This is a genomic window from Wolbachia endosymbiont (group A) of Portevinia maculata (assembly GCF_964028525.1).
In the GTDB taxonomy this organism is placed as follows: Bacteria; Pseudomonadota; Alphaproteobacteria; order Rickettsiales; family Anaplasmataceae; genus Wolbachia.
The window spans coordinates 1150643-1172978 of sequence record NZ_OZ034786.1 but is presented as its reverse complement, the minus strand read 5'-3'; the positions used below and the strand labels follow the sequence as shown (position 1 = coordinate 1172978).

At 36.1% G+C, this 22336-nt stretch carries 21 protein-coding genes, 1 tRNA gene, 2 rRNA genes and 1 pseudogene; 12 read left to right on the top strand and 13 right to left on the bottom strand.

Translation table 11 applies throughout. The features are described from left to right. Nucleotides 1-270 precede the first annotated feature (270 nt). On the top strand, nucleotides 271-687 hold the full coding sequence (locus ABWU36_RS05835; RefSeq protein WP_253309572.1) for a hypothetical protein: 417 nt from the start codon (nucleotides 271-273) through the stop codon (nucleotides 685-687). On the opposite strand, the gene ABWU36_RS05830 is transcribed toward ABWU36_RS05835, so the two are convergent. Next, nucleotides 680-1201, bottom strand: coding sequence for a Na+/H+ antiporter subunit E (locus ABWU36_RS05830; protein WP_253302098.1), 522 nt, complete (start codon nucleotides 1199-1201; stop codon nucleotides 680-682). The genes ABWU36_RS05835 and ABWU36_RS05830 overlap by 8 nt on opposite strands. A gap of 98 nt (nucleotides 1202-1299) precedes the next feature. Between ABWU36_RS05830 and smpB the strand changes: the two genes are divergently transcribed. From smpB to murB, 5 genes are all read left to right on the top strand, one after another. After that, entirely contained in the window at nucleotides 1300-1749 is a 450-nt protein-coding gene (gene smpB, locus ABWU36_RS05825; RefSeq protein WP_253309571.1) for an SsrA-binding protein SmpB, read from the top strand. A 6-nt stretch (nucleotides 1750-1755) separates the two neighbouring features. Then, on the top strand, nucleotides 1756-2547 hold the full coding sequence (gene lgt / locus ABWU36_RS05820) for a prolipoprotein diacylglyceryl transferase (protein WP_253309570.1): 792 nt from the start codon (nucleotides 1756-1758) through the stop codon (nucleotides 2545-2547). Nucleotides 2548-3587: 1040 nt separating this feature from the next. Continuing rightward, entirely contained in the window at nucleotides 3588-3800 is a 213-nt protein-coding gene (locus ABWU36_RS05810) for a hypothetical protein (protein ID WP_253309142.1), read from the top strand. Between the two features lie 39 nt (nucleotides 3801-3839). After that, nucleotides 3840-4718: a hydroxymethylbilane synthase gene (hemC, locus tag ABWU36_RS05805; protein ID WP_353273125.1), complete on the top strand. Its 879-nt coding sequence runs from the start codon at nucleotides 3840-3842 to the stop codon at nucleotides 4716-4718. Continuing rightward, nucleotides 4709-5596 carry a UDP-N-acetylmuramate dehydrogenase gene (murB, locus tag ABWU36_RS05800; protein WP_253309144.1) on the top strand — a complete coding sequence of 296 codons (888 nt, stop codon included), beginning with the start codon at nucleotides 4709-4711 and terminating at the stop codon, nucleotides 5594-5596. The genes hemC and murB overlap by 10 nt, the downstream gene beginning before the upstream one ends. Nucleotides 5597-6348: 752 nt before the next feature. Here murB and ABWU36_RS05795 read toward each other — a convergent pair. From ABWU36_RS05795 to ABWU36_RS05780, 4 genes are all read right to left on the bottom strand, one after another. Next, nucleotides 6349-7107 carry a cell division protein FtsQ/DivIB gene (locus tag ABWU36_RS05795; protein WP_253309145.1) on the bottom strand — a complete coding sequence of 253 codons (759 nt, stop codon included), beginning with the start codon at nucleotides 7105-7107 and terminating at the stop codon, nucleotides 6349-6351. Further along, on the bottom strand, nucleotides 7088-8107 hold the full coding sequence (locus tag ABWU36_RS05790) for a D-alanine--D-alanine ligase (protein WP_253309944.1): 1020 nt from the start codon (nucleotides 8105-8107) through the stop codon (nucleotides 7088-7090). Before ABWU36_RS05790 ends, ABWU36_RS05795 begins: the two co-directional genes overlap by 20 nt. 306 nt (nucleotides 8108-8413) lie before the next feature. Next, nucleotides 8414-9019, bottom strand: a complete 606-nt coding sequence (locus ABWU36_RS05785; protein WP_253309146.1) for a hypothetical protein — start codon at nucleotides 9017-9019, stop codon at nucleotides 8414-8416. A gap of 214 nt (nucleotides 9020-9233) precedes the next feature. Further along, complete coding sequence (locus ABWU36_RS05780; RefSeq protein ID WP_010082601.1) at nucleotides 9234-9608, bottom strand: ferredoxin family protein; 375 nt, start codon at nucleotides 9606-9608, stop codon at nucleotides 9234-9236. A 61-nt stretch (nucleotides 9609-9669) separates the two neighbouring features. Between ABWU36_RS05780 and dprA the strand changes: the two genes are divergently transcribed. Continuing rightward, nucleotides 9670-10758: a DNA-processing protein DprA gene (gene dprA, locus ABWU36_RS05775; RefSeq protein ID WP_253309148.1), complete on the top strand. Its 1089-nt coding sequence runs from the start codon at nucleotides 9670-9672 to the stop codon at nucleotides 10756-10758. A gap of 220 nt (nucleotides 10759-10978) precedes the next feature. Here dprA and ABWU36_RS05770 read toward each other — a convergent pair whose 3' ends face one another. After that, nucleotides 10979-11707 (bottom strand): triosephosphate isomerase, encoded by a 729-nt coding sequence (locus ABWU36_RS05770; protein WP_265016707.1) that lies wholly within the window; start codon nucleotides 11705-11707, stop codon nucleotides 10979-10981. 24 nt (nucleotides 11708-11731) lie between these two features. Next, nucleotides 11732-11804: transfer RNA gene (locus ABWU36_RS05765), tRNA-Thr, on the bottom strand. Nucleotides 11805-11882: 78 nt separating this feature from the next. Here ABWU36_RS05765 and rsmA point away from each other — a divergent pair. Together rsmA and guaB are read left to right on the top strand one after the other, a co-directional pair. Continuing rightward, nucleotides 11883-12701, top strand: coding sequence for a 16S rRNA (adenine(1518)-N(6)/adenine(1519)-N(6))-dimethyltransferase RsmA (gene rsmA, locus ABWU36_RS05760; protein WP_253309945.1), 819 nt, complete (start codon nucleotides 11883-11885; stop codon nucleotides 12699-12701). A gap of 31 nt (nucleotides 12702-12732) precedes the next feature. After that, nucleotides 12733-14226 (top strand): IMP dehydrogenase, encoded by a 1494-nt coding sequence (guaB, locus tag ABWU36_RS05755; protein WP_253309150.1) that lies wholly within the window; start codon nucleotides 12733-12735, stop codon nucleotides 14224-14226. A 10-nt stretch (nucleotides 14227-14236) separates the two neighbouring features. Here guaB and fsa read toward each other — a convergent pair whose 3' ends face one another. The 4 genes from fsa to pstC form a co-directional block, all read right to left on the bottom strand. Next, nucleotides 14237-14878 carry a fructose-6-phosphate aldolase gene (gene fsa / locus ABWU36_RS05750; RefSeq protein ID WP_253309151.1) on the bottom strand — a complete coding sequence of 214 codons (642 nt, stop codon included), beginning with the start codon at nucleotides 14876-14878 and terminating at the stop codon, nucleotides 14237-14239. A 306-nt stretch (nucleotides 14879-15184) separates the two neighbouring features. Further along, entirely contained in the window at nucleotides 15185-15529 is a 345-nt protein-coding gene (locus tag ABWU36_RS05740; protein ID WP_006279902.1) for a F0F1 ATP synthase subunit epsilon, read from the bottom strand. Nucleotides 15530-15541: 12 nt separating this feature from the next. Next, nucleotides 15542-16969 (bottom strand): F0F1 ATP synthase subunit beta, encoded by a 1428-nt coding sequence (gene atpD / locus ABWU36_RS05735; protein WP_353273124.1) that lies wholly within the window; start codon nucleotides 16967-16969, stop codon nucleotides 15542-15544. Nucleotides 16970-17070: 101 nt separating this feature from the next. After that, on the bottom strand, nucleotides 17071-18159 hold the full coding sequence (pstC, locus tag ABWU36_RS05730; RefSeq protein WP_264688474.1) for a phosphate ABC transporter permease subunit PstC: 1089 nt from the start codon (nucleotides 18157-18159) through the stop codon (nucleotides 17071-17073). A gap of 107 nt (nucleotides 18160-18266) precedes the next feature. On the opposite strand from pstC, the gene rpmH reads away from it, so the two are divergent. The 3 genes and pseudogenes from rpmH (at nucleotide 18267) to ABWU36_RS05715 (ending at nucleotide 19005) form a co-directional block, all read left to right on the top strand. Beyond that, entirely contained in the window at nucleotides 18267-18401 is a 135-nt protein-coding gene (gene rpmH, locus ABWU36_RS05725; RefSeq protein ID WP_006279898.1) for a 50S ribosomal protein L34, read from the top strand. A 67-nt stretch (nucleotides 18402-18468) separates the two neighbouring features. After that, nucleotides 18469-18744: pseudogene (gene rnpA / locus ABWU36_RS05720) on the top strand (ribonuclease P protein component); the annotation flags it as partial. Between the two features lie 90 nt (nucleotides 18745-18834). After that, a complete protein-coding gene (locus ABWU36_RS05715; protein WP_353273123.1) occupies nucleotides 18835-19005 on the top strand; it encodes a hypothetical protein in 171 nt (56 codons plus the stop codon). 69 nt (nucleotides 19006-19074) lie between these two features. Here the strand turns inward: ABWU36_RS05715 and rrf are convergent. Together rrf and ABWU36_RS05705 are read right to left on the bottom strand one after the other, a co-directional pair. Continuing rightward, a 5S ribosomal RNA gene (rrf, locus tag ABWU36_RS05710) occupies nucleotides 19075-19181 on the bottom strand. Between the two features lie 66 nt (nucleotides 19182-19247). Continuing rightward, nucleotides 19248-22013 (bottom strand): 23S ribosomal RNA (locus ABWU36_RS05705). Between the last annotated feature and the right edge of the window lie 323 nt (nucleotides 22014-22336).

Genomic DNA, 22336 nt, shown 5'->3' with positions numbered 1-22336 from the left:
CGGGGAAGGTCCGCCGGTCTACTCTCCCTATATTTCAGAGTGCTCCTGTTATGAGCTGATGTCCAACTGTCATTTTACAGCTTAGCTTGCTTAGGTAATGCAGAAATAAGAGGTGCCCAATATAAACCAGCCTAAATCAACTTTAATGTCTGGATATCGTACTATTTTACATAACATGCTATTATGAATATATATTTTTATGATTGCGTTATCATTTATTTAACAAAGTATTAGTATAATCTATCTACTGGATTAAATGGAGAAAGTTGAATGAGTAAATTACCGAACAATGCAAAAATAGGTAAATCCCAGGTTACTCAGTGGGAGGTAATAAAAAATTGTGAATATGCTGATAATTGCTTATCAAAAATAGTAACTTTATACGTTATTAGAATAACTCAGCTATCAGATTTTTATACAAATGACGAACCTGAAATTAACACTGTTTTAGCAAGAATAAGCGTGACAAGTGAAAATGTATTTTTAAACAAGGCTACTACTATTGAAGTTATGGAAGGTATTTTTCCGTATAAATTCAACAGCAAGAAGAGAAATAACATACTAAGGTTAGAAGATTTACATAATTATTTATGTTCTATTGTTAACAATAGCCTTCCAAAAGAGATGCTTGAAAGTCTTGTAAGGGAATATAAGGATGCTGTTAACTTATTTAAAGCAATTACTTAACTGAACGTAGTATTTTTAAGATTTTATTTTCTATTTCAGAAATGCCGCTTTCAAGATCTTTATCTATCAGATACATGGTAGAGAAATATGTTTTCTGCTTACTTTCAACATTGATAGTTAAAGTTCCAGGAGTGATTGTAACCGAATTGGCAAATAACGCAATGCTTTCATCATTATGCCCTTTGCATTTTCTTAGGATAATGATTGGCTCAAGCTTAGATTTGAGTCGTAGCACCTTTTTTGTTACATAAACACTTGATAAAATGATTTGGTACATTAACCATGGTATATAACTTACTAACTTATAAAACGACAGTCTACTCGTACCATTTAAAATCTGGCTAAGAGCTCTTTCAGCGTTTATCAACCTTCTAAAGATAAATAATGTGAATATAGAGGAAAACACTCCACAAAAAATAAAAAATGGCTCAAAATAACCAGACAATACAGTCCATAGAGAAAATAAAATTACAAATGATAGAGAAAAAAACTTGATTTTTTGCCTAAGGTTCATGGTTTGCAGTATAACTTAAATGATTTTTTAAGGAAAGATATATTATGAATTAAGTCAAAAACTCTGTAATATATTGAAGCTTAAAGATATCTTTAGATATGGAAGTTATTGCAGAAAATAGGAAAGCAAGGTTTGAATATTTCATCTTAGAAGAATTTGAAGCGGGTATGGTCTTATTAAGCAGTGAAGTTAAATCGCTAAGAGAAAGAAAAGTAAATATTTCCGACGCCTACGTTATCGAAAAGAATAGCGAAATATGGCTGCACAATATGCATATTGCAGAATATAAAGCTGCAAACCGAAAAAATCATAAACCAAAAAGGGAACGTAAACTGCTTTTACATAAAAAAGAGATAAACAAACTAATTGGTCAAATCAAAACCGCTGGGATAACTGTTGTGCCGCTTTCGATCTATTTTAATGATAAAGGATTTGCAAAAACTAAAATTGCCATTGTAAAAGGAAAAAAACTCTACGATAAGAGAGCAACCATAAAACAGAGAGAGTGGGATCGTGAAAAAAGTAGATTGTCTAAGAATAATTTATAGCAAAATATGTCTTTAAATCCAGTAATTTTCAGCATCGGTCCTGTTTCTATATATTGGTATTCCTTAGCTTACGTTTTGGGTATAGTGTCTGCATATTGGTATTTACACAAGCTAGACGACCAAAAAATATTTACTAAGAATTTTTACGATTCGTTATTAACAGCCACTATTGTAGGCATTATCCTTGGAGGTAGACTTGGCTACGTATTGATATATGATCCAGTTCTTTATATAAGCAACCCTATCGAGATATTGAAGACCTGGGAAGGAGGAATGTCATTTCATGGTGGTGCTATAGGAGTTTTGCTTGCAGTAATAATTTCGTGTAAAAGACATAACATTCCTATATTTTATGCACTGGACCTAGTTTCTTGCGGAGTTCCCATAGGTTTATTTTTAGGTCGCATAGGCAATTTTATAAACGGAGAGTTATTTGGCAGAGTTACAACTATGCCATGGGGTATGGTATTTCCAGAAAGTGGTGATAATTTGCTGCGTCATCCAAGCCAGCTTTATGAGGCACTTTTTGAAGGACTGCTACTTTTTGCAGTTGCAAATTCACTGTTTTTCTTGACTAGAATAAGACTGTATCACGGTGCGTTAACTGGTATTGCAGTTATGTGGTATGGAGTAGCACGTTTTTTCGTTGAGTTTTTTCGCGAACCAGACTATCAAATTGGCTATTTGTGGCTTGATTTAACTATGGGGCAGTTGCTTTCTATACCTATGGTTTTGCTAGGAATGCTTGTATATCTAGGCGCATTAAATTTAAAATTTAATACGAAATCTGTTACATAGAGGAAAGGTGAGTTTAATAGAAAAATGTAGCCAGAAACCCTACATCATGCACAATTGTACGAATTTTCTGCGTTGCAGTAGAATGAATGTGAGATCCGGTGTCATTCCAGCGTGTGACGCTAGGCCATAAAACTTGCTTGACAAACTCCGCCAGCCCCCTTATTATGACAATAAGGGTATTTATGACTCAAAACTTGTTTTTGACCTGCAGGCTCAATGACAAAATTCAGTAAAAAACTCAGGGTATTTTTTGGCGGATTACATAAAATTATAGCGGCTGCATGTCTTTTTTATTTTTTCTACATTCAGCCAAATCGCGCTTATTTTAAGCGTTAGCACATTATTACAGCGCCACTTACAGTAATATAGAGTCAAAACTCGCACCACGGGGCTTCTTTTGCCTTTTTTTTCGTTTGGTAAATTTCTTAAATATTTATGGCTAAACGACAACCGTCATCCCGCTGCTTGTTAGCGGGATCTAGAGATACCGCGAATGAATCGCGGTATGACGGTTCGCGGCGGCATGATGATAAGCTCGTCATCCCGCTACGTGTTAGCGGCTAAGAGATACCGCGGCGGTATGACGGTGTAGATAGTAATTCGTCATCCCGCTACGTATTAGCGGGATCTCTTGTTAGCGGCTGAGATACCGCGAATGAATCGCGGTATGACGGTTCGCGGTGGCATGACGATAAGCCTCGTCATCCCGCTACGTGTTAGCGGCTAAGAGATACCGCAGCGGTATGACGGTGTAGATAGTAATTCGTCATACCGCTACGTGTTAGCGGGATCTCTTGTTAGCGGCTGAGATACCGCGAATGAATCGCGGTATGACGGTTAAGTAGGGTGTCATTCCAGTCTGGGATCCAGTCTTTATTATGCAGCCACTTGGTTAAAATTAAGTTTTCTGGATCCCAGTGTCTGGGCACTGGGATGACAAGAAAGAGGCTACTTGGATGACACCCTGACAATCGTCATCCCGCTGCTTGTTAGCGGGATCTATGTGAGATACCGCGGCGGTATGACGTAGGACTGCTGTCATGCAAGTACTAGAATCCAGTAAGCTTATTTATGCATATAAAAGGTTATTATTTTGTAAAGGCAAAGTTGCTTTTGGTTTTAAGTTAAAGTACAATAAATGCAAAGGCTCATATGATGAATTAAACTCGATCCAAGTAGTCAGCTACTCGGATGACATCAGAGAGATGGTAACCGAAGTTCATGCGATACACGCTACCAAAGTGTTTAAATAATTAATTAGGTTAAGGTTTGATATTCAAACAGTCATACATATGCTAGTCAAAATAGGTACCAGAGGAAGCAAGCTTGCAGTTGCCCAGGCTTTGGAAGCAAAACAAAAGTTGCTGGACTCTTTTTCTAACTTATCTATTGAAATTGTTAAGATAAAAACTTCTGGAGATAAGTATGCAAACGCAAATCTTGCTGAAATAGGAGGTAAAGGATTATTCATTAAAGAAATTGAGGCTGAATTGCTCGAAAATAATATAGATATGGCAGTTCATTCGCTAAAGGATGTGCCTGCGTTTTTCTCAGGGGGTTTAACAATTCCTTGTGTTTTAGAAAGGCTAAGTCCATGCGATGCGTTTATTTCTCATAAACACAATAGCCTTGAGTCTTTGCCACAGCAGGCTACTATTGCCACTTCTTCAATAAGAAGAAAAGTTCAGTTGTTAAATGTTAGACCAGATCTAAATATAATATCGCTACGTGGAAATGTAACAACTAGATTGCAAAATCAAAGTTTTGATGGAATAATTCTAGCTGAAGCAGGACTCATAAGATTAGAAAAGAATCACTTAATTACAGAGGTATTGCCACCAAAAGTTATGTTAAGTGCAGTGGGACAGGGAGCGATTTGTATTCAATGTAGAAGGAATGATGTAAAAATTATCGATCTTGTAGAGAAAATTAATAATAATATGTCTTTTATAAGAGTGAAATCAGAGCGCAGTTTTATGAAGACAGTGAATGGTTCATGTTTTACACCACTTGCAGCTTTGGCTGAATATGTGAACGAAAATATGCTACACCTTTGTTGTATGTTAGCAAGTGGAAAAAATATATACTTCACTGAGCGCACTTCATTTATAGAAGATGCGGAGAAAATGGGTATGGATGCAGGACTAGAGTTGAAATCAAAATGCTTATAAGCTTACCTAAAGTACGTGGAATCTATCGTTATGACATCTTAATGTCTAAAGCGACGTGGTTAAACGTCGGTGGACGAGCTGATGTGTTATTTAAACCATGTGATATTGAAGATTTAACATACTTGATTAAAAATACTGAACTGCCAGTTAGCGTTATTGGTGCAACATCCAACATAATAGTACGAGATAGTGGCATTCGAGGAATAACAATAAAATTAGGTAAGGAGTTTGCATATATTAAAAGTAAGGGTAACAACTCCATTGTTGCAGGTGGTGCTGCGCTGCTCAGGAACCTTGCTTACTTTGCAGGAGAGCAACAAATTAGTGGACTCGAGTTTCTAGTTGGAATTCCAGGAACAGTTGGTGGCGGAATAGAAATGAATGCAGGTGCGTATGGTAGTGACATCGCAAGCGTTGTACAATCCATAAAAGCAGTGAACCTAGAGGATGGAAACCTATATGAGTTCTCCAGCAAAGAAATGGGATATTTTTATCGTGGACATAGCTTAAAAGGAAATTGGATTTTTGTTGAAGCTGAGTTTAAAGGAGTAAACTCAGAGCATGAGCTTATATTGCAAAGGTTAAAAGAAATTGTTGAGAAAAAAAATAAAAGCCAGCCAATAAGAGGAAAAACTGCTGGGTGCATATTCAAAAATCCAAAAAACTACCGAGCATGGGAGTTAATTGATAAATCTGGCTGCCTAGGGTTAAATATTGGTGGAGCTAGAATCTCTAAGAAACATTGTAACTTCTTGCTCAATTACGATAATGCAACTGCATCTGACTTGGAAAACCTTGGCAACAGAGTAAAAGATGCAGTGAAGGATAAATTTAATGTTGAACTTGAGTGGGAAATAAGGGTTTTGGGTGGCTATTAAACAGTTTTTATAGCTGCTGTATATTCTAATCTTTCCTAATGACTCAGCATGATCGTAACCTTTCACACTTAATTAAACAGACTAAATTCTGTAATTTTGGGATGTTGAAAAATTTACCTTACGTTGTTATTCCAGCGCATAACGCTGAAATCCAGATTTATAGAAACGAAAAAACTTGCTTGACAAGTTTCGCCGGCCCCCTTATTATGACAATGAAGGTATTCAGTTATCTTCATCTGTGCAGATTAAACAGCAAGAAAACAACGTAGTTGGCGTCTTATTTTTAATTTTTTGCACTATGTGCACCTTATGTCTTCACAACATTTCTAGGTTTTTACCTATATAAGCTGAAACGCGCTTATAAGTCGTTTAAGACAGTATAGTACGCCAATTTGCAGGATTAGGAAGTGAACACTAATTACCACGGGGTTTCTTTTGCCTTTTTTTCCATTTGGTAAGTTTCTTAATGTTTGTAGCTAAACGACAACCGTCATCCCGCTACGTGTTAGCGGCTAAGAGATACCGCGGCGGTATGATGGTTCGCGGCGGTATAGTAACTCGTCATCCCGCTACGTGTTAGCGGCTAAGAGATACCGCGGCGGTATGACGGTTCGCGGCGGTATAGTAACTCGTCATCCCGCTACGTGTTAGCGGCTAAGAGATACCGCGGCGGTATGACGGTTCGCGGCGGTATGACGGTTCGCGGCAGCATGACGATAAGCTCGTCATCCCGCTACTTGGATGACAGCAGATCACCTCTTCACAAAAATTTTATCAGTAATACGCATATCAATAATACTCCAATCGCTGAAAGTAAAATCAGTTGTATTGTGCAAGTGGTTTAAATAGTCCCATGCACTAGAAGGGTTATCTTCAGGCAGTTTCACTGTGGAATCGTTATCAAGTATGATATTCCATCTTCTATTCCCTATATAAGCAAAAGAAGAAATGTGGTTACTTAATTGAGTTTTACTCTCTAACACATCTCTAACAAATTCTAGGTTTGATAACGAGTTTTGTCCTGTAATTACAACAAGATCATCTACTGGATAGTCATCTACGATCACTTTGCCTTCGAAATCAATTACCGAGGTTTTGTTATTATCTTTCCAGAGAGCAAACGGTTTATGCTCATCTATATTAATATGTAGGGTATTGGGCAAAATTCTGTGAACTCCTACGTATTTTATCCATCTGCTTACGGATTGTATGTTACCGGCAAGTTTTGAAAGTGATATATACAGGATAGGTTGCGTTCTATCTGTCAAACTTAGAATGTCCTTTTTGTTTGTAAATTTGTTGCCGCTCACGACTACTTCATCGATTGAAAATCCATTGCTGAGTAATAAACTGGATAGGCACTCATTACACCAAGTAAAGTAGTAATTAAATCGATTTATTATTTTATCAAGTGAACTATAAAGTACTAATGTAAAAAAAAGCGCAGTTATAATAACGAAAGCGCACTTGCGCAAAAAACTCCTTTGGCTTCTAGTAATACTGCTCAACATGACTTAAATCCCTAATATTTTTGTGCTGCAAACTATCTTCAATAATAATTTTAACTAATTCATTAAAATTGATTCCTTTTGCCAATTTTGCAATTTCTGGCACTAACGATAACTCAGTAAAGCCAGGATGTGTATTAATCTCAAGCATTTTTAAAGTGTTATTTTTGGGATTATAACGGAAATCTGAGCGGGAAATAGTTTTACAGCCTAAAAATTGATGAATTTTCAGTGCGTGTTCCAAGGTCATTTTATATATATTGTCAGGAATTTCAGCAGGAAATATATGTTCTGCAAATCCATCTGTATACTTTGCTTCATAATCATAGAATTTATTTTTTGGTCGTATTTCCATAGTGCCAATTGCTTCATCTAGCAATACAGCAGTATGTAACTCTATTCCTGGGACATATTCTTCTATGATCATCAAGTCTCTTGTCATAGAGGTAGCTGACACTGGTTCTTTTTTCTGGATTCCAGTGTCAGCTACTTGAATGACATCAAGTATGATAGCGTCATTTTTAAATTTTAAATGGTCTTCATATGAGGAAACAATATGCACTCCGATGCTAGAACCTTCGTTAATTGGTTTTAAGACGTACGGATAATCGATTTTAATATTATTTTTTAGTAGATCTTCTTGGCTAATTACATAACCTTTTGGAGTGTCGATACTAAGGGATCGAAATATATGCTTTGACATCACTTTATTCATAGCAACAGCAGAAGCCATAACTCCTGAGTGTGTATATTTTATACCTAAGATTTCCAATAAACCTTGAATGCAACCATCTTCACCATAAGGTCCATGCAGAGCAATAAAAGTAAGGCCCGGATTAATCTTTTTAAGCTTTTCAACAATGTTGCTGTCAACATCTATTTCTATTGCATTATATGAAAGGCTATCAAGTGCCTTCTTTACGGCTTTTCCGCTCATAAGCGACACTTCTCTCTCGCAAGAAAATCCACCACTTAAAATTGCTATAGTTGGAATCATGGGCATTCTATGTTTTGCTATATAGCATATAGAAGATACTTTTATCTTCAATAAAAACCTGCTTCTATAGCTAAAAATTTATCAATGAATTAATATTAACTTAGTATTAAATAATATTAAAAACTTAATATTATGATTATTTTCAGCAATAAAAACTAAAGGTTGTGAGAACCGTTCATTTTGGAATCTGTATACCTATCCTCAAAAGATTATGAACAGGTTCTCACGACTATAATTCATCTGGCGAGTGATCAGATAACATCTTGCTCCCTCTAACCCTTTTTCCTGATTAATTTTTGCTAGCGCTACTTGCTAGCCTATTAAGTGATAATCATGATTATAATCATCTAGCGGGTGATCAGTAGTTGTTATAACATCTTGTTGATCAGATTCCTTTAATTCTTTTTCCTGTTTCTCCTGATTAATTGTTGTTTTAGGTCTCTCTTCTGTATTTAACTCTCCTTGATTATCGTCTAATCCAATGTTTTTTAATTCTTCTGCTACATCTCTTATAAATTCGCCTCTTGGGAAAGAAGTGCCGTAATTTTTCTCATTATACAAATTTAGAGTAACATAAATCATTGTTGTCAAATCATTAGCTATAGACTCACTGTGATAATGGTATTCGTGATAATCCGCGGTAATAGAATCATAATCATCGTCAGACAAATTTGCTAAGTTGTTATATGTAAAGCCTTTAACAGTATGATCTGTGTTCATATCTAAATCATATCTCTCTTGGTAGGCATGAAAAATATAATTAGCGTATTTTTCAATCGTAAGGAGATCTTTCTCATCTAATTGATCGTAATGTATTTCATACTTAAATTTTGTTCCTTCAATATTGATTGTTTTTGAGTTTGGTAATACTACTTTATGCTTTGTTGGGTTTATACTCTCTTTAGCGTGATTTTCCATTTTGATGCCTCTAAATTTTATAACACTGTCATCCTACTAAAAGTTATATAATAATTCGTTAATTCTATATTTAACATAATCTTTCGTTGTTTCCAAGTAGATTATTATTAATCTAATATTAAATATTACTAAAAACCTAAATAATGCGACCATTTTCAATAACCAAAGACAAACAGGATAAGATATAAAAGAAGTTTCTTCCTCTTCAGCAGTATTACTCTAAATTTTCATCAAAATAAGCTGTTTTATCCTTTTTTTCCTTATACTCTTCTGCAGTATAGAGAGGTTGCTTTTTAGCTGTAATGTTTGGCCATTTTTGTGAGTATTCTACATTTATATCGTAAAATAACTTGAAAGTTTTTTGTTCGCTGCTCAGTAATTCTTCATCTAATTCTAAAATATCTTTTATGGAATCATCAGTTACAATTGCATCTACTGGACACTCAGGTATGCACACTCCGCAATCAATACATTCATCTGGGTTAATCACGAGCATGTTTTTACCTTCATAGAAGCAGTCAACGGGACATACTTCCACACAGTCCGTATATTTACATTTTATGCATTTATCTGTAACAAAATGCGTCATAAAACACTGTATATTTGTATTATCTTGGGTACACTAAATTGATAAGAAATTCAAGCCTTTTATGAAGATAAATAAATTGAACAACAAAGAATTAGAAGTATGGTTAAGCTTGGCTAGAACTATAGGACCAATAAAGTTTTTTAGTATACTAAGAACACATGGATCGCTAGATGAGGTGCTAAAATATCTCAATAGGGTGGCTAATAATAAGGTGTATGGCATTCAAGATGCACGAGAAGAAATCAATAATGCAGAAAGAATTGGAGCTAAAATTATACCCGCATGTGACCCAGATTACCCTGATCTTTTAAGAAATATCTCTAGTTGTCCTCCTATAATAACTGCGTTTGGTAATATATCATTATTAAGCCGTGAGATAATTGCAATAATCGGTGGGCGCAACTCTTCGATGAATGGAAGAAATTTTGCCAGTAAACTAGCACTTGATTTAAGCGAAGCTGGTTTTGTTATCGTTTCTGGACTTGCAAAAGGAATCGATACCGCAGCAAACAGTGTAATATACAAAAATCATCCCACTATTGCTGTTACAGCAAGCGGAATTGATGTGGTGTATCCAAAAGAGAATTTTGATCTATACAAAAAAATCACTGGGAACGGTGGTTTAGTAATTACTGAGCTTCCATTTGCTACTAAACCAAAGCCTCAGTATTTTCCTCAAAGGAATCGAATTATATCTGGTCTATCGCTGGGTGTTGTAGTGATTGAAGCATCGAAACGTTCTGGCTCTCTAATAACAGCAGATTTTGCTTTAAATCAAGGGAGAGAGGTATTTGCAGTTTCTGGTTTCCCTTTAGATTCACGCTGTAGTGGTAGTAATTATTTAATTAAAAACGGTGCTAAGCTTATCGAGTCCGCTGATGACATAATAGAAAGTGTTAGGTTTAGTTTACCTCCGCAGCAAAAAAACCTATTTAATGTTGAGCACTATGCTGTTAACCAAAAACAAGAAAAATTACAACAGGCAAAATCTGTTATAGTTGATCATATTAACTCTGTACCTGTTGATATAGATGAACTTATATTAGCAAGCGGACTTTCTGCCAACATAGCTCTAATGGCTCTTTTAGAACTAGAGTTGGAAAACAAAATAGAGCGTTCACCGGGGAATAAAATATCGTTAATTTTCTAGATTACTTTAGCTATAGCTAACCCAAGAAAGGTTTTCCTACGTCATACCGCCGCGGTATCTTGGCATAGATTCCGCTAACAAGTAGCGGAATGACGAATTTTTGTTTTTCAAATTATCGGTAAACCTAAGTCACTTTAGCTATAGGTCAGTATGTCGTTTTACTAGATGTTCGTACAGATATATGCTTGACACTGGAATGATGCCATTTGCTATAGGATTCTTAGTTGCTGATTTTAGAATTGATAAGAGAAAACTTTTTTTCAACTTGTTGTATGATTTTATAAAAGTGATCGAAATCTAAGCTTGCACTGCCAATTAAAACTCCTGATAAATTTGAAATATTTAACAAATTTTCTATATTTTCTGAACTGACTGAACCACCATATGTAATGTGTTTTTTACCAGTACACAATTTTATTACCTCTATCACCTCAGCAATTGCATCATTATTTGGCACATGACCTGTGCCTATTGCCCATATTGGCTCATATGCTACGGTATATTCACCGTGTGTTGGCAAACGGTTTTTGCATTGATATTCTATTACTTCTTTTGTTTTTTCATTCTTATAATCTTCTGAATTTTCACCTACACAGATAATTGGGTGTAAGCCTGATTCTATTGCTATTTCCGACTTAAGTTTTATTTCACTATCTGTTTCGTTAGCCCTTTCAGAATGCCCAAGTATTACGTAAGTACACCCTAATTCCTTTAACATTTCTGCGCTAATTTCACCTGTGTAAGAACCAGATTTTTTATAATGGCAATTCTGTGCTCCTATATTAATATTATCGCTCAACTCTATACTGTCTGAAAATGCGGTAAATGGTGGACAAATCACTAGTCTAGAAGTAATCTCATTGTTCTTGTTATTAAGTTTGCCTATAAAGTCAACAAATGAAGACCGTGTTCCATTCATCTTCCAATTTGCTACTATTAAAAAGGACATCAACTTTACTTATATGGGCGAGAGTGCCGGCTGTCGGACTTGAACTGACAACCTACTGATTACAAGTCAGTTGCTCTACCAATTGAGCTAAGCCGGCGTTAAACACATTAATAATATACAATTATCAATGGATTTTAGTCAACTGATTTTTAAAATACTGTATAATGAAAATAATATGAGAAAATTTTTACTGAAGCCAAAAAAGAGTCTAGGGCAAAATTTTATTTTATCGAGTGAGATAATAAAAAGAATAGTCGTTTTAGCTGGCAATCTAGAGAATTTTAACGTCATTGAGATTGGTCCTGGATATGGTGCATTAACAAGAGAAATATTGGTGCATAATCCAAAGTCTCTACTTTCTATAGAAAAAGATAGAGATTTAGTAAAACACCATGACCAACTGCTAAATGAGCATCAAGGAAAGTATAGAATTATAGAAGCGGATGCACTGCATGTTATAGAAGAAGAGCTGATAGAGCGCCCAGTCAAAGTTATTGCTAACTTGCCTTACAATATCTCGGTAGCGTTATTTTTAAATTGGTTAAATAATATAAAATTTTTTACGAACTTGACATTAATGTTTCAAAAAGAGGTAGCAGATCGCATTACGGCAAGACCCAATTCTAAAGATTATGGTTCCTTATCAGTGCTAAGCCAGTTACTATGTGATATAAAAAAGGAATTTGATATTGAACCTAAAGAGTTTTTTCCAAGGCCAAAAGTACATTCTTCAGTAATTACAGTAAATCCTTTGCCTACCCCAAAGTTTGCAGTAAATTTGGAAACCTTAACAAGATTAACACGTGCCGTTTTTGCTCAAAGAAGAAAGATGCTGAGAAATAGCTTGCAAAATATAACGAACCACGCTGAAACTGTCCTTGAAAACGCTAAATTGAGTGGAAACGAACGTCCAGAAAACTTAACTATTGAGCAGTTTTGTTTGCTGGCAAATAATGTAGAATGCTTATTTTGCAAAAGTCCTATTGCAATTTAATTAATTGGCGTATAAGCTTTAAATAAAGCCTATGAAAAAAATGGAAGCTTGTTATTCGTTTGACGATATACTTCTTTTGCCAGCCTATTCTAATATATTGCCTTGCGATGCAGATACAAAAACTTATTTAACAAATAATATAGAACTAAATATCCCTCTCATATCCTCTGCAATGGATACTGTTACTGAATCGGGCTTTGCAATAGCTATTGCCCAACATGGAGGGATAGGTTGCATACATAAGAATTTATCAATAGATGAACAAGTTTTAGAAGTAAGAAGGGTGAAAAAATATGAAAGTTGGATCGTGTATAACCCAATTACGATTTCACCGGATAAAACAGTTGCGGAAGCAATTTCATTAATGAGAGAGCACAATTATTCTGGCATTCCTGTAGTCGATCAACTCAAGTTAGTTGGAATTTTAACTAACCGAGATGTGAGGTTTATTGAAGACCAGAACATGAATGTAAAAGTTTCCGAAGTGATGACAAAAGATAAGTTAGTGACAGTGCGGGAGCAGGGAGTGAATAGTGCCTCAGCAATGAAATTGTTGCATGAAAATAGAATAGAAAAGCTTTTGGTCGTAGATGAAAATTCTTGTTGTATAGGTTTAATTACGGTTAAAGACATTGAAAAATACAATAGATACCCAAATTCATGTAAAGACAGTAAAGGGCGGCTCAGAGTTGCCGCTGCAATTGGCACTGGTAAAAAAGATGGTATAGAAAGATGTGAAGCTTTGATCGGAGAAGAAGTTGATGTAGTTGTTGTGGATACTGCTCACGGTCATTCCGAAAACGTTATCAATACCATTAGGGAAATAAAAAAGATGTATCCTAATACGCAATTAATTGGCGGAAACATTGCAACAAAGGAGGCTGCTGAAGCGTTGATTGATGCGGGTGTTGATGCAGTGAAGGTCGGAATAGGACCAGGATCAATCTGTACAACCAGAATAGTTACAGGTGTTGGTGTGCCACAATTCTCTGCAATCAAGAATGTTGCAGAGACGTGTAGAGCAAGAAACGTCAGACTAATTGCTGATGGTGGGGTAAAATACTCAGGAGATGTTGCAAAAGCTATTGCAGCTGGTGCTGACTCTGTGATGATTGGTTCGATTTTTGCTGGCACTGACGAAAGCCCAGGTGAGATTATCATGTATAAGGGCAGAGCATATAAAGGCTATCGAGGAATGGGATCTATTAGTGCAATGAAACGAGGTTCAGCTAGCCGTTATTTTCAAGATAAAGATTCAAAACTAAAATTAGTTCCACAAGGAGTGGAAGGAAGAGTTCCATTCAAAGGTCCAGCTTCAGGAGTAATCCATCAGTTGATTGGCGGATTGCAAGCTGCAATGGGGTATACTGGTAATAGGAATATAGAAGAGATGAAAAAAAATTGTAAATTTGTTACTATTACTGCATCAGGATTAAGAGAGAGTCATGCTCATGATGTAGTCATTACACAAGAAGCTCCAAATTACGCTTATCAAGCGTCCAATTTGTCAACCGATTCAGAGTAGTGACCGTTTATTATTTTGCACCCCAGTCTTTTTCAAATATTGCTAGCCCTTGGTCAGTAAGTGGGTGATTAATTAATTGTCTAAGTACTTTTGCTGGCACAGTAATTGAATCAGCACCAAGCCTTGCAGCTTCTATTACATGTGCTGGGCTTCTCACTGATGCAACAAGAACTTTAGTATCAAAACCGTAATTAGAATATATAGTACATATATCTTCTATTAGCGATAAGCCATCATAGCTTATATCATCAAGGCGACCAACAAAGGGAGAAATAAAACAAGCACCGGCCTTAGCGGCAAGCAGTGCTTGTCCAGGAGAAAAACATAATGTGATGTTAACAGGTATTTTATGCTCTGTCCACAACTTTTTACAAGAAATTAATCCTTCATATGTAAGGGGCAATTTTACCACAACATTATCAGCGATTTTCGCTAACTTAAGGCCTTCTTTAACCATATCTGCATGGTTATTTGCAACAACTTCAACACTAACAGGCCCCTTGATAATAGAGCATATTTCACGCACTAAATCCTCGTATTTATCTTTACGCCCGGACTTTGCTATTAAAGAAGGATTAGTTGTTATGCCGTCAATGAACTCCTTTAGTTCTTTAATTTCATTTAAATCAACGCTATCAAGAAAAATTTCCATATTAATCTCCCATAAAAAAAATACCCTTGCAAAATCTTGTCATCCAAACGCCCTCCTTTGTCATCCAAGTAGCTGACACTGGGATCCATCTTTTTTTTATTATGAACATTATATGCTCCTAGAATCTATTACCCATTGCATAATTTACAAATATTTTTACACCTAGATCCCAGTGTCACGCACTGGGATGACAAAGATGAATACTGGGATGACAGGGAAGAGAATACTGAATGACAGAAAAAAAAGCACTTGGATGACAAAAGTTGGGCTACTTGGATGACAAGACCGACTTTTTGCCTAAAATAACTAAGAAAGAAATTTCTCATCAAGATAACTTAAATATATACTAATTCTCTTATTTTTAAACGATTTCTCATCATGAATTGCACGATCAAAAACCTGAATTTGACTTGTTATAATGCTACAATTATTATTTGCAACTTCTAATACGCCACTATCAATTACAACCTTCTTTTCTGTTTGGTTACTCATTTTAACAGTAATCATACCAGGCAATAAATAAATTAAGTAAGGAGCATGGTGAGCTAAAATCATAAGCTCCCCTTCGAGCCCAGTTACTGAAAGAGAAACCACTCCACTGAATGAAATTTGATCATCAGGAGAGAAAAATTGCACTTTAAAAGTATTCATAATCTTTAACTTTTATTTAGCTTCAGCTTGTATTAATTCAGCCTTTTTTATTGCTTCATCTATATTCCCCACCATATAAAAAGCAGCCTCTGGTAAGTGATCATATTTACCTTCAACAATCTCTTTAAAACTGGAAACAGTATCAGAAAGTGAAACAAATTTACCAGGCATACCAGTAAATATTTCTGCAACGTGAAAAGGTTGAGAAAGAAATTTCTGAATCTTACGAGCCCTATCAACAATAATTTTATCTTCATCAGATAGCTCATCCATACCAAGTATTGCGATAATATCCTGCAGTGATTTATAAGTTTGCAATATACGTTTCACCTCAGAAGCTACCTTATAATGTTCTTCACCAATGATTTCAGCAGATAAAGACTGAGAAGTTGAATCAAGTGGATCAACAGCAGGGTATATTCCCATTTCAGCTATTTGCCTTGACAACACTGTGGTGGCATCAAGATGAGAGAATGTAGTTGCTGGGGCTGGATCAGTTAAATCGTCCGCAGGAACATATATAGCTTGCACAGAAGTAATAGAGCCAGAAGTTGTTGAAGCTATTCTTTCTTGCATTGCACCCATATCAGTTGCAAGGGTTGGCTGATAACCAACAGCTGACGGTATTCTTCCAAGTAAAGCAGAAATTTCAGAACCAGCTTGTGTAAAACGGAAGATATTATCCACAAAAAATAGAACATCTTGGTTTTCACGGTCACGAAAATACTCTGCCATAGTAAGTGCTGTTAAAGCAACTCTAGCCCTTGCTCCAGGAGGCTCATTCATCTGACCATAAACCAAAACAGCTTGAGATTTTTCATGCTCATTTATATTTATTACATTTGAAGTGATCATCTCGTGGTAAAGATCGTTACCTTCACGCGTTCTCTCCCCTACCCCGGCAAACACAGAAAATCCTTTATGAGCTTTTGCTATATTATTAATTAATTCCATTATCAGGACTGTTTTACCAACACCGGCTCCACCAAATAAGCCAATTTTTCCTCCTTTAAGATAAGGTGCAAGAAGATCTATAACTTTTATTCCCGTAACTAAAACTTCTTCCTGTATTCTCTGTTCAGTAAAACTTGGAGGTGCTCTATGTATAGGCTCTAAGTTATATTTTCCCTTCAGTGGACCACACTCATCTATAAGCTCTCCAACAACATTAAAAATCCTTCCTAAAGTTGAACGCCCAACCGGAACTGATATTGATGCGCCTGTATCAACAAATTCATCCCCCCTTGACATGCCATCTGTGCTATCCATAGCAATACAACGAACTATATTGTCACCTATATGCTGCGAAACTTCTAAAACCAGCTCCTTATCCTTATATTTTAGTTTGCTTTTTAAAGCATTAAATATTTTAGGCAATTCACCTTCAAATTTTATATCAACAACTGCTTGAGTTACCTTAATCGCTCTACCTATATTCATCTCTTTATTTTTATCACCCAACACTATAATTCCATAAAAGAACTTCTAAAGAAAATAAATCTTATATTATTAATAGAAATTTTGCAACATTAAAACGCTTACTAGTTACGCTTCATTACAAACAATGCAAATGCATTTAATAGCCAAGTAATAATAAACAATACTAAACTAAGCGCATAAGCAGCAAGAGTTTGTACACTATTGAAATCCTGATCTCCGGTAAGTAATGTAGCGATCTGCACGGTAATGGTAGTAACTGAATTAAGAGGGTTAAAAGTCAAATTTGCGTTGATTCCCACAGCCATTAGCACAATCATTGTTTCACCTATCACTCTTGAAATTGACAATAAAATTGCACTTAAAATTGTAGGCATTGCATAAGGTATTGTTATATGCCATATAGTTTCCGCTGGAGTTGCGCCAAGTGCCATGAAGCCATAACGCAAGCTTTTTGGAACAGATCTTATGGCATCTTCGAGTAAAGAAATAATAAAAGGAAGAATCATTATCCCAATCGATAAACCGGCAACTAAGGCACTTTCTGAGTGTATACTTAAACCAAAAAAATTTGCTACCTGCTTTATAAAGAAAGACAAGAACACAACCGCAAAATATCCATATACAACCGTAGGAATAGCAGATAAAACTTGCAAAGTTGTATTAACAATATAACGCACTTTCTCACTCGCATATTCACTAATATATATTGCAGAAAATAAACCAAGCGGAACGACAACTAACATTGCTATAATAGTTATAAGTAATGTACCTACTAAAAGCGGCGCTATACCAAAATATCCTATCTTCTCTTCATTGACAGTGACTACATTGTGGCCCCATTTCAAGCAAAACAAGAATTCTGAAATAGCTACTTTATTAAAAAAATTAATGGATTGAATAAAAATAGATAGCATTATAAATAAAGTGATAAAAAATGATATGGCCAAAGCCACAAATAACGAAAGTTTTATTATCTTATTTCTTTTATTTTTAAAGATAAAAGCAAGCATGAAAAAAAGTAACGCTATAGAAATAAAAGTTACAAAACAATTATTATAGAGTACTAACAACCAAGTTAGCATCCATACACAACTAAGATATAGATAAGATTTAACCTTATTTACTTCTTGAAACCTACTAAAACAAAATAAAAGGATTAGTAGGACAGGTATGACTATCACCGAATTCATTTTCCCATGCATCAAATTTTATTCTACGAAAATGTCATACAAGTTCACCATCATTTGACAATAAAGTAAAACAATTTAAAATAAATAATTATATTAATATAAAAACAATGAAGAGAACATTTCAACCAAAAAATTTGATAAGAAAGCGCAGACATGGATTTCGTTCACGTATGGCAACAAGAGCTGGAAGAAAAATCCTTAATAGGCGCCGTTCATTAGGGTGTAACAAATTATGCGCATAGTAAGTATAAAAAAAAAGATTTTTCCTTTGCTTTCAAAAATAAGTTAGCACTCAGCAGTCTTTTTTATCGTGGGCTTTATATATCACTGTACGCCATAAAAGAAAGAGAACCTGAAAAGTACACTCATACTATTAGAGTAGGTCTGGCTATCAGTAAAAAAGCCGGAAAAGCAGCAAAAAGAAATAAAATAAAAAGGCAATTACGAATGCTTGCTAAAATTAGCATTTTAAATATAAGCAATATAGGGCACTACTACATAATACTAACTCATAGAAATATTATGCAAGCAAATTATAAAAACTTACAAAAAGATCTAACTATTTGCTTAAAAAAGATAAAATAAAAAAAAATCTCAATTAAGGTATTTACAACTATATTTTTTATGATAACATAAGTAAAATTTTTAAAATAAATTAACGGGTGTGGGTGTTTAATGGTAGAGAGTAGAAAAGAACAAGATAAAAATCTCAATATAAATACAAATAATGTTAAAGAAGATTTTTATGAATATAAAGAATCTAATTATCGTACACAATGGGAATTAGCATTTGAGCAAAGTCGATACTTAGAGCAGAATAAGAATAGGCCTGACCACAATTATTAGATTTGAATATAGAAGCGACTTCTCGTAATAAAAGAATTATTAAAAGGCGATAAAAAGAAATTTTTATAAACTTGGCGGCGACCTACTCTCCCTTTTCAAGTACCATCAGCGCTAAAAAGTTTCACTTCCGAGTTCGAGATGAGATCGGGTGGTTCATTTTTGCTATAGCCACCAAGTCAATAAAAATTTCTAACTTAACAATTTTAACTTAATATTTAACACTGCATACACACATATAGAAAGCAAATAAATCAATCAGGCTATTAGTACTAGTTAGCTTCACATGTTACCATGCTTCCACACCTAGCCTATCAACGTGGTAGTCTTCCACGGCCTTAATTGGGAAATCTTTTTGAAGAGGGTTTCTTGCTTATATGCTTTCAGCAATTATCCCATCTATACATAGCCACCCAGCGATGCTATTGGCATAACAGCTGGTACACCAGAGGTATATCCATCTCGGTCCTCTCGTACTAGAGTCAGACCTTCTCAAATTTCCTTCACCCACGGCAGATAGAAACCGAACTGTCTCACGACGTTCTAAACCCAACTCACGTATCACTTTAATCGGCGAACAGCCGAACCCTTGGGACCTTCTTCAGCCCCAGGATGTGATGAGTCGACATCGAGGTGCCAAACGGTGTCGTCGCTATGAACGCTCGAACACCATCAGCCTGTTATCCCCGGCGTACCTTTTATCCGTTGAGCGATGACCCTTCCATACAGAATCACCGGATCACTATGACCGACTTTCGTCTCTGCTTGGCTTGTCAGCCTCGCAGTCAGGCAAGCTTATGCCATTATACTATCAAGCTGATTTCCGACCAGCTCTAGCTTACCTTCGCACGCCTCCGTTACTTTTTAGGAGGCGACCGCCCCAGTCAAACTACCCACCATACAATGTCCTAGTTCCAGATAATGAAACATAGTTAGATATCAAAAGTGTAAAGGGTGGTATCTCAAGGTTGACTCCATTATAGCTAGCGCCATAACTTCAAAGTCTCCCACCTATCCTGCACATCACACTTTTAATAGCAATGTAAAGCTATAGTAAAGGTGCACGGGGTCTCTTCGTCTAACCGCGGGTACCCCGCATCTGCACGGGGAATTCAATTTCGCTGAAGTGATGTTGGAGACAGTGGAGAAATCGTTACGCCATTCGTGCGGGTCGGAACTTACCCGACAAGGAATTTCGCTACCTTAGGACCGTCAGTGTTACGGCCGCCGTTTACTGGGGCTTCAATTTAGAGCTTGCACCCCTCCTATTAACCTTCCAGCACCGGGCAGGCGTCAGACCCTATACTTCCACTTACGTGTTTGCAGAGTCCTGTGTTTTTAGTAAACAGTCGCTACTCCCTATTTTGTGCCACCTACTCATAGTTGCCTAAAAGCAGGTTACCCTTCTTCCGAAGTTACAGGTATAATTTGCCGAGTTCCTTCAACATCATTCTTTCAACACCTTAGTATACTCTACTCATCCACCAGTGTCGGTTTGCGGTACGGCCTCATAAATATAAGTGCTATTTCCTGGAGCTTCTTTTAAGCATAGATCAATCCAATAAGATCTATACAAATACGAAACCCGTCACACTTAAGAGGTTTAGGAATATTAACCTAATTGCCATCGACTACTCCTTTACGGACTCGCCTTAGGAACCGACTAACCCTACGCAGATTAACTTAACGTAGGAACCCTTAGATTTTTGGTGAGAGTGTTTTTCACACTCTTTTACGCTACTTATGTCAGCATTCTCACTTCCGATATCTCCAGCAGTTTTCACAAACCACCTTCACAGACTTACGGAACGCTCCGCTACCGCGCCTATTGATCGAAATCAATAAGCACTCACATCTTCGGTATACAGCTTTAGCCCCGGTACATTTTCGGCGCAGAAAAACTTATTTAGACAAGTGAGCTGTTACGCTTTCTTTAAAGGATGGCTGCTTCCAAGCCAACCTCCTAGCTGTAATGGTTTTTCTACTTCCTTCCCCACTTAGCTGTAATTTTGGGACCTTAGATAGTGATCTGGGTTGTTTCCCTTTCCACCACGGACTTAGCACCCGTAGTGTGCCTGCTGTATAATTAATTGTTGGTATTCGGAGTTTAGTTAGATTTGGTAAGACGGTGAATCCCCCTAGTCTATCCAGTGCTCTACCCCCAACAACATACATACAACGCTCTACCTAAATAGATTTCGCGGAGAACCAGCTATTTCCAAGTTTGATTGGCCTTTCACCCCTAATCACAACTCATCCAATAATGTTGCAACATTAACTGGTTCGATCCTCCAGTGTGTTTTACCACACCTTCAATCTGGTCATGACTAGATCACTTGGTTTCGGGTCTAATCCATAAAACTAAAACGCCCTATTCAGACTTGCTTTCGCTACGCCTACACCTAACGGCTTAAGCTTGCTTCATAGATTAACTCGCTGACCCATTATGCAAAAGGTACGCTGTCACTCTAAATATCAATAAATTGATATAGAGCTCCAACTGTTTGTAAGCACTTGATTTCAGATTCTATTTCACTCCCCTCCCGGGGTTCTTTTCACCTTTCCCTCACGGTACTTGTTCACTATCGGTCGTTAAGGAGTATTTAGGCTTGGAGGATGGTCCCCCCATATTCAAACAGGATTTCACGTGCCCCGCTCTACTCAAGGATTTAAAAACTTTCTACTTATACAGGACTATCACCTTCTATGGTTACTATTTCCAGAGTATTCTAATTCTTATTCTTAAATCACTAGCCTTTTCCGCTTTCGCTCGTCACTACTAACAGAATCTCGGTTGATTTCTTTTCCTTTGGCTACTTAGATATTTCAGTTCACCAAGTTTGCTTTACATACTTAGTATGTAATAACTAGCCAAGCTAGTTGGGTTTCCCCATTCGGAAATCTGCGGATCAAAATTTGTTGACAATTCCCCACAGCTTATCGCAGCCTGCCACGTCCTTCATCGCCTCTTAACGCCAAGGCATCCATCAAGTGCTCTTAATAATTTATTTATCCGACTATATGCAGAATATGCAGAGTTAAATATTATTAAAATTGAATTGAGATTAAATTAATCTCTACCATAAAACTTGTCAAACATCTAAAAACTAAATTAATCTTTATATTATAACCTAATAAATAATATGTCAACGCCTTTTTGCACAAAACATTTACTTATATTATCAACAACAATATACTAGCAATCCTAAACAGTACAATCTGAGAAATATGCGGTAAACTTATATATACAGTAAAAATTAATAAAAAAGATATTTTGTAAGATAAAATGTGTTAAAATCAATTGCCTAAAAATGATAATGAACATTCGGAGTAT

Excerpts from the sequence above, each read along its gene's own strand:
- fsa (WP_253309151.1), bottom strand. The coding sequence starts at position 14,878 with ATGGAAATTTTTCTTGATAGCGTTGATTTAAATGAAATTAAAGAACTA.
- ABWU36_RS05835 (WP_253309572.1), top strand. The coding sequence starts at position 271 with ATGAGTAAATTACCGAACAATGCAAAAATAGGTAAATCCCAGGTTACT.
- ABWU36_RS05785 (WP_253309146.1), bottom strand. The coding sequence starts at position 9,019 with ATGGAAAATCACGCTAAAGAGAGTATAAACCCAACAAAGCATAAAGTA.
- atpD (WP_353273124.1), bottom strand. The coding sequence starts at position 16,969 with ATGAATATAGGTAGAGCGATTAAGGTAACTCAAGCAGTTGTTGATATA.
- ABWU36_RS05780 (WP_010082601.1), bottom strand. The coding sequence starts at position 9,608 with ATGACGCATTTTGTTACAGATAAATGCATAAAATGTAAATATACGGAC.
- hemC (WP_353273125.1), top strand. The coding sequence starts at position 3,840 with ATGCTAGTCAAAATAGGTACCAGAGGAAGCAAGCTTGCAGTTGCCCAG.
- ABWU36_RS05770 (WP_265016707.1), bottom strand. The coding sequence starts at position 11,707 with ATGTCCTTTTTAATAGTAGCAAATTGGAAGATGAATGGAACACGGTCT.
- ABWU36_RS05830 (WP_253302098.1), bottom strand. The coding sequence starts at position 1,201 with ATGAACCTTAGGCAAAAAATCAAGTTTTTTTCTCTATCATTTGTAATT.
- ABWU36_RS05810 (WP_253309142.1), top strand. The coding sequence starts at position 3,588 with ATGCAAGTACTAGAATCCAGTAAGCTTATTTATGCATATAAAAGGTTA.
- guaB (WP_253309150.1), top strand. The coding sequence starts at position 12,733 with ATGAAAAAAATGGAAGCTTGTTATTCGTTTGACGATATACTTCTTTTG.
- ABWU36_RS05740 (WP_006279902.1), bottom strand. The coding sequence starts at position 15,529 with ATGAATACTTTTAAAGTGCAATTTTTCTCTCCTGATGATCAAATTTCA.
- lgt (WP_253309570.1), top strand. The coding sequence starts at position 1,756 with ATGTCTTTAAATCCAGTAATTTTCAGCATCGGTCCTGTTTCTATATAT.
- smpB (WP_253309571.1), top strand. The coding sequence starts at position 1,300 with ATGGAAGTTATTGCAGAAAATAGGAAAGCAAGGTTTGAATATTTCATC.
- dprA (WP_253309148.1), top strand. The coding sequence starts at position 9,670 with ATGAAGATAAATAAATTGAACAACAAAGAATTAGAAGTATGGTTAAGC.
- ABWU36_RS05795 (WP_253309145.1), bottom strand. The coding sequence starts at position 7,107 with ATGTTGAGCAGTATTACTAGAAGCCAAAGGAGTTTTTTGCGCAAGTGC.
- rsmA (WP_253309945.1), top strand. The coding sequence starts at position 11,883 with ATGAGAAAATTTTTACTGAAGCCAAAAAAGAGTCTAGGGCAAAATTTT.
- ABWU36_RS05790 (WP_253309944.1), bottom strand. The coding sequence starts at position 8,107 with ATGCCCATGATTCCAACTATAGCAATTTTAAGTGGTGGATTTTCTTGC.
- ABWU36_RS05715 (WP_353273123.1), top strand. The coding sequence starts at position 18,835 with ATGGTAGAGAGTAGAAAAGAACAAGATAAAAATCTCAATATAAATACA.
- pstC (WP_264688474.1), bottom strand. The coding sequence starts at position 18,159 with ATGAATTCGGTGATAGTCATACCTGTCCTACTAATCCTTTTATTTTGT.
- murB (WP_253309144.1), top strand. The coding sequence starts at position 4,709 with ATGCTTATAAGCTTACCTAAAGTACGTGGAATCTATCGTTATGACATC.
- rpmH (WP_006279898.1), top strand. The coding sequence starts at position 18,267 with ATGAAGAGAACATTTCAACCAAAAAATTTGATAAGAAAGCGCAGACAT.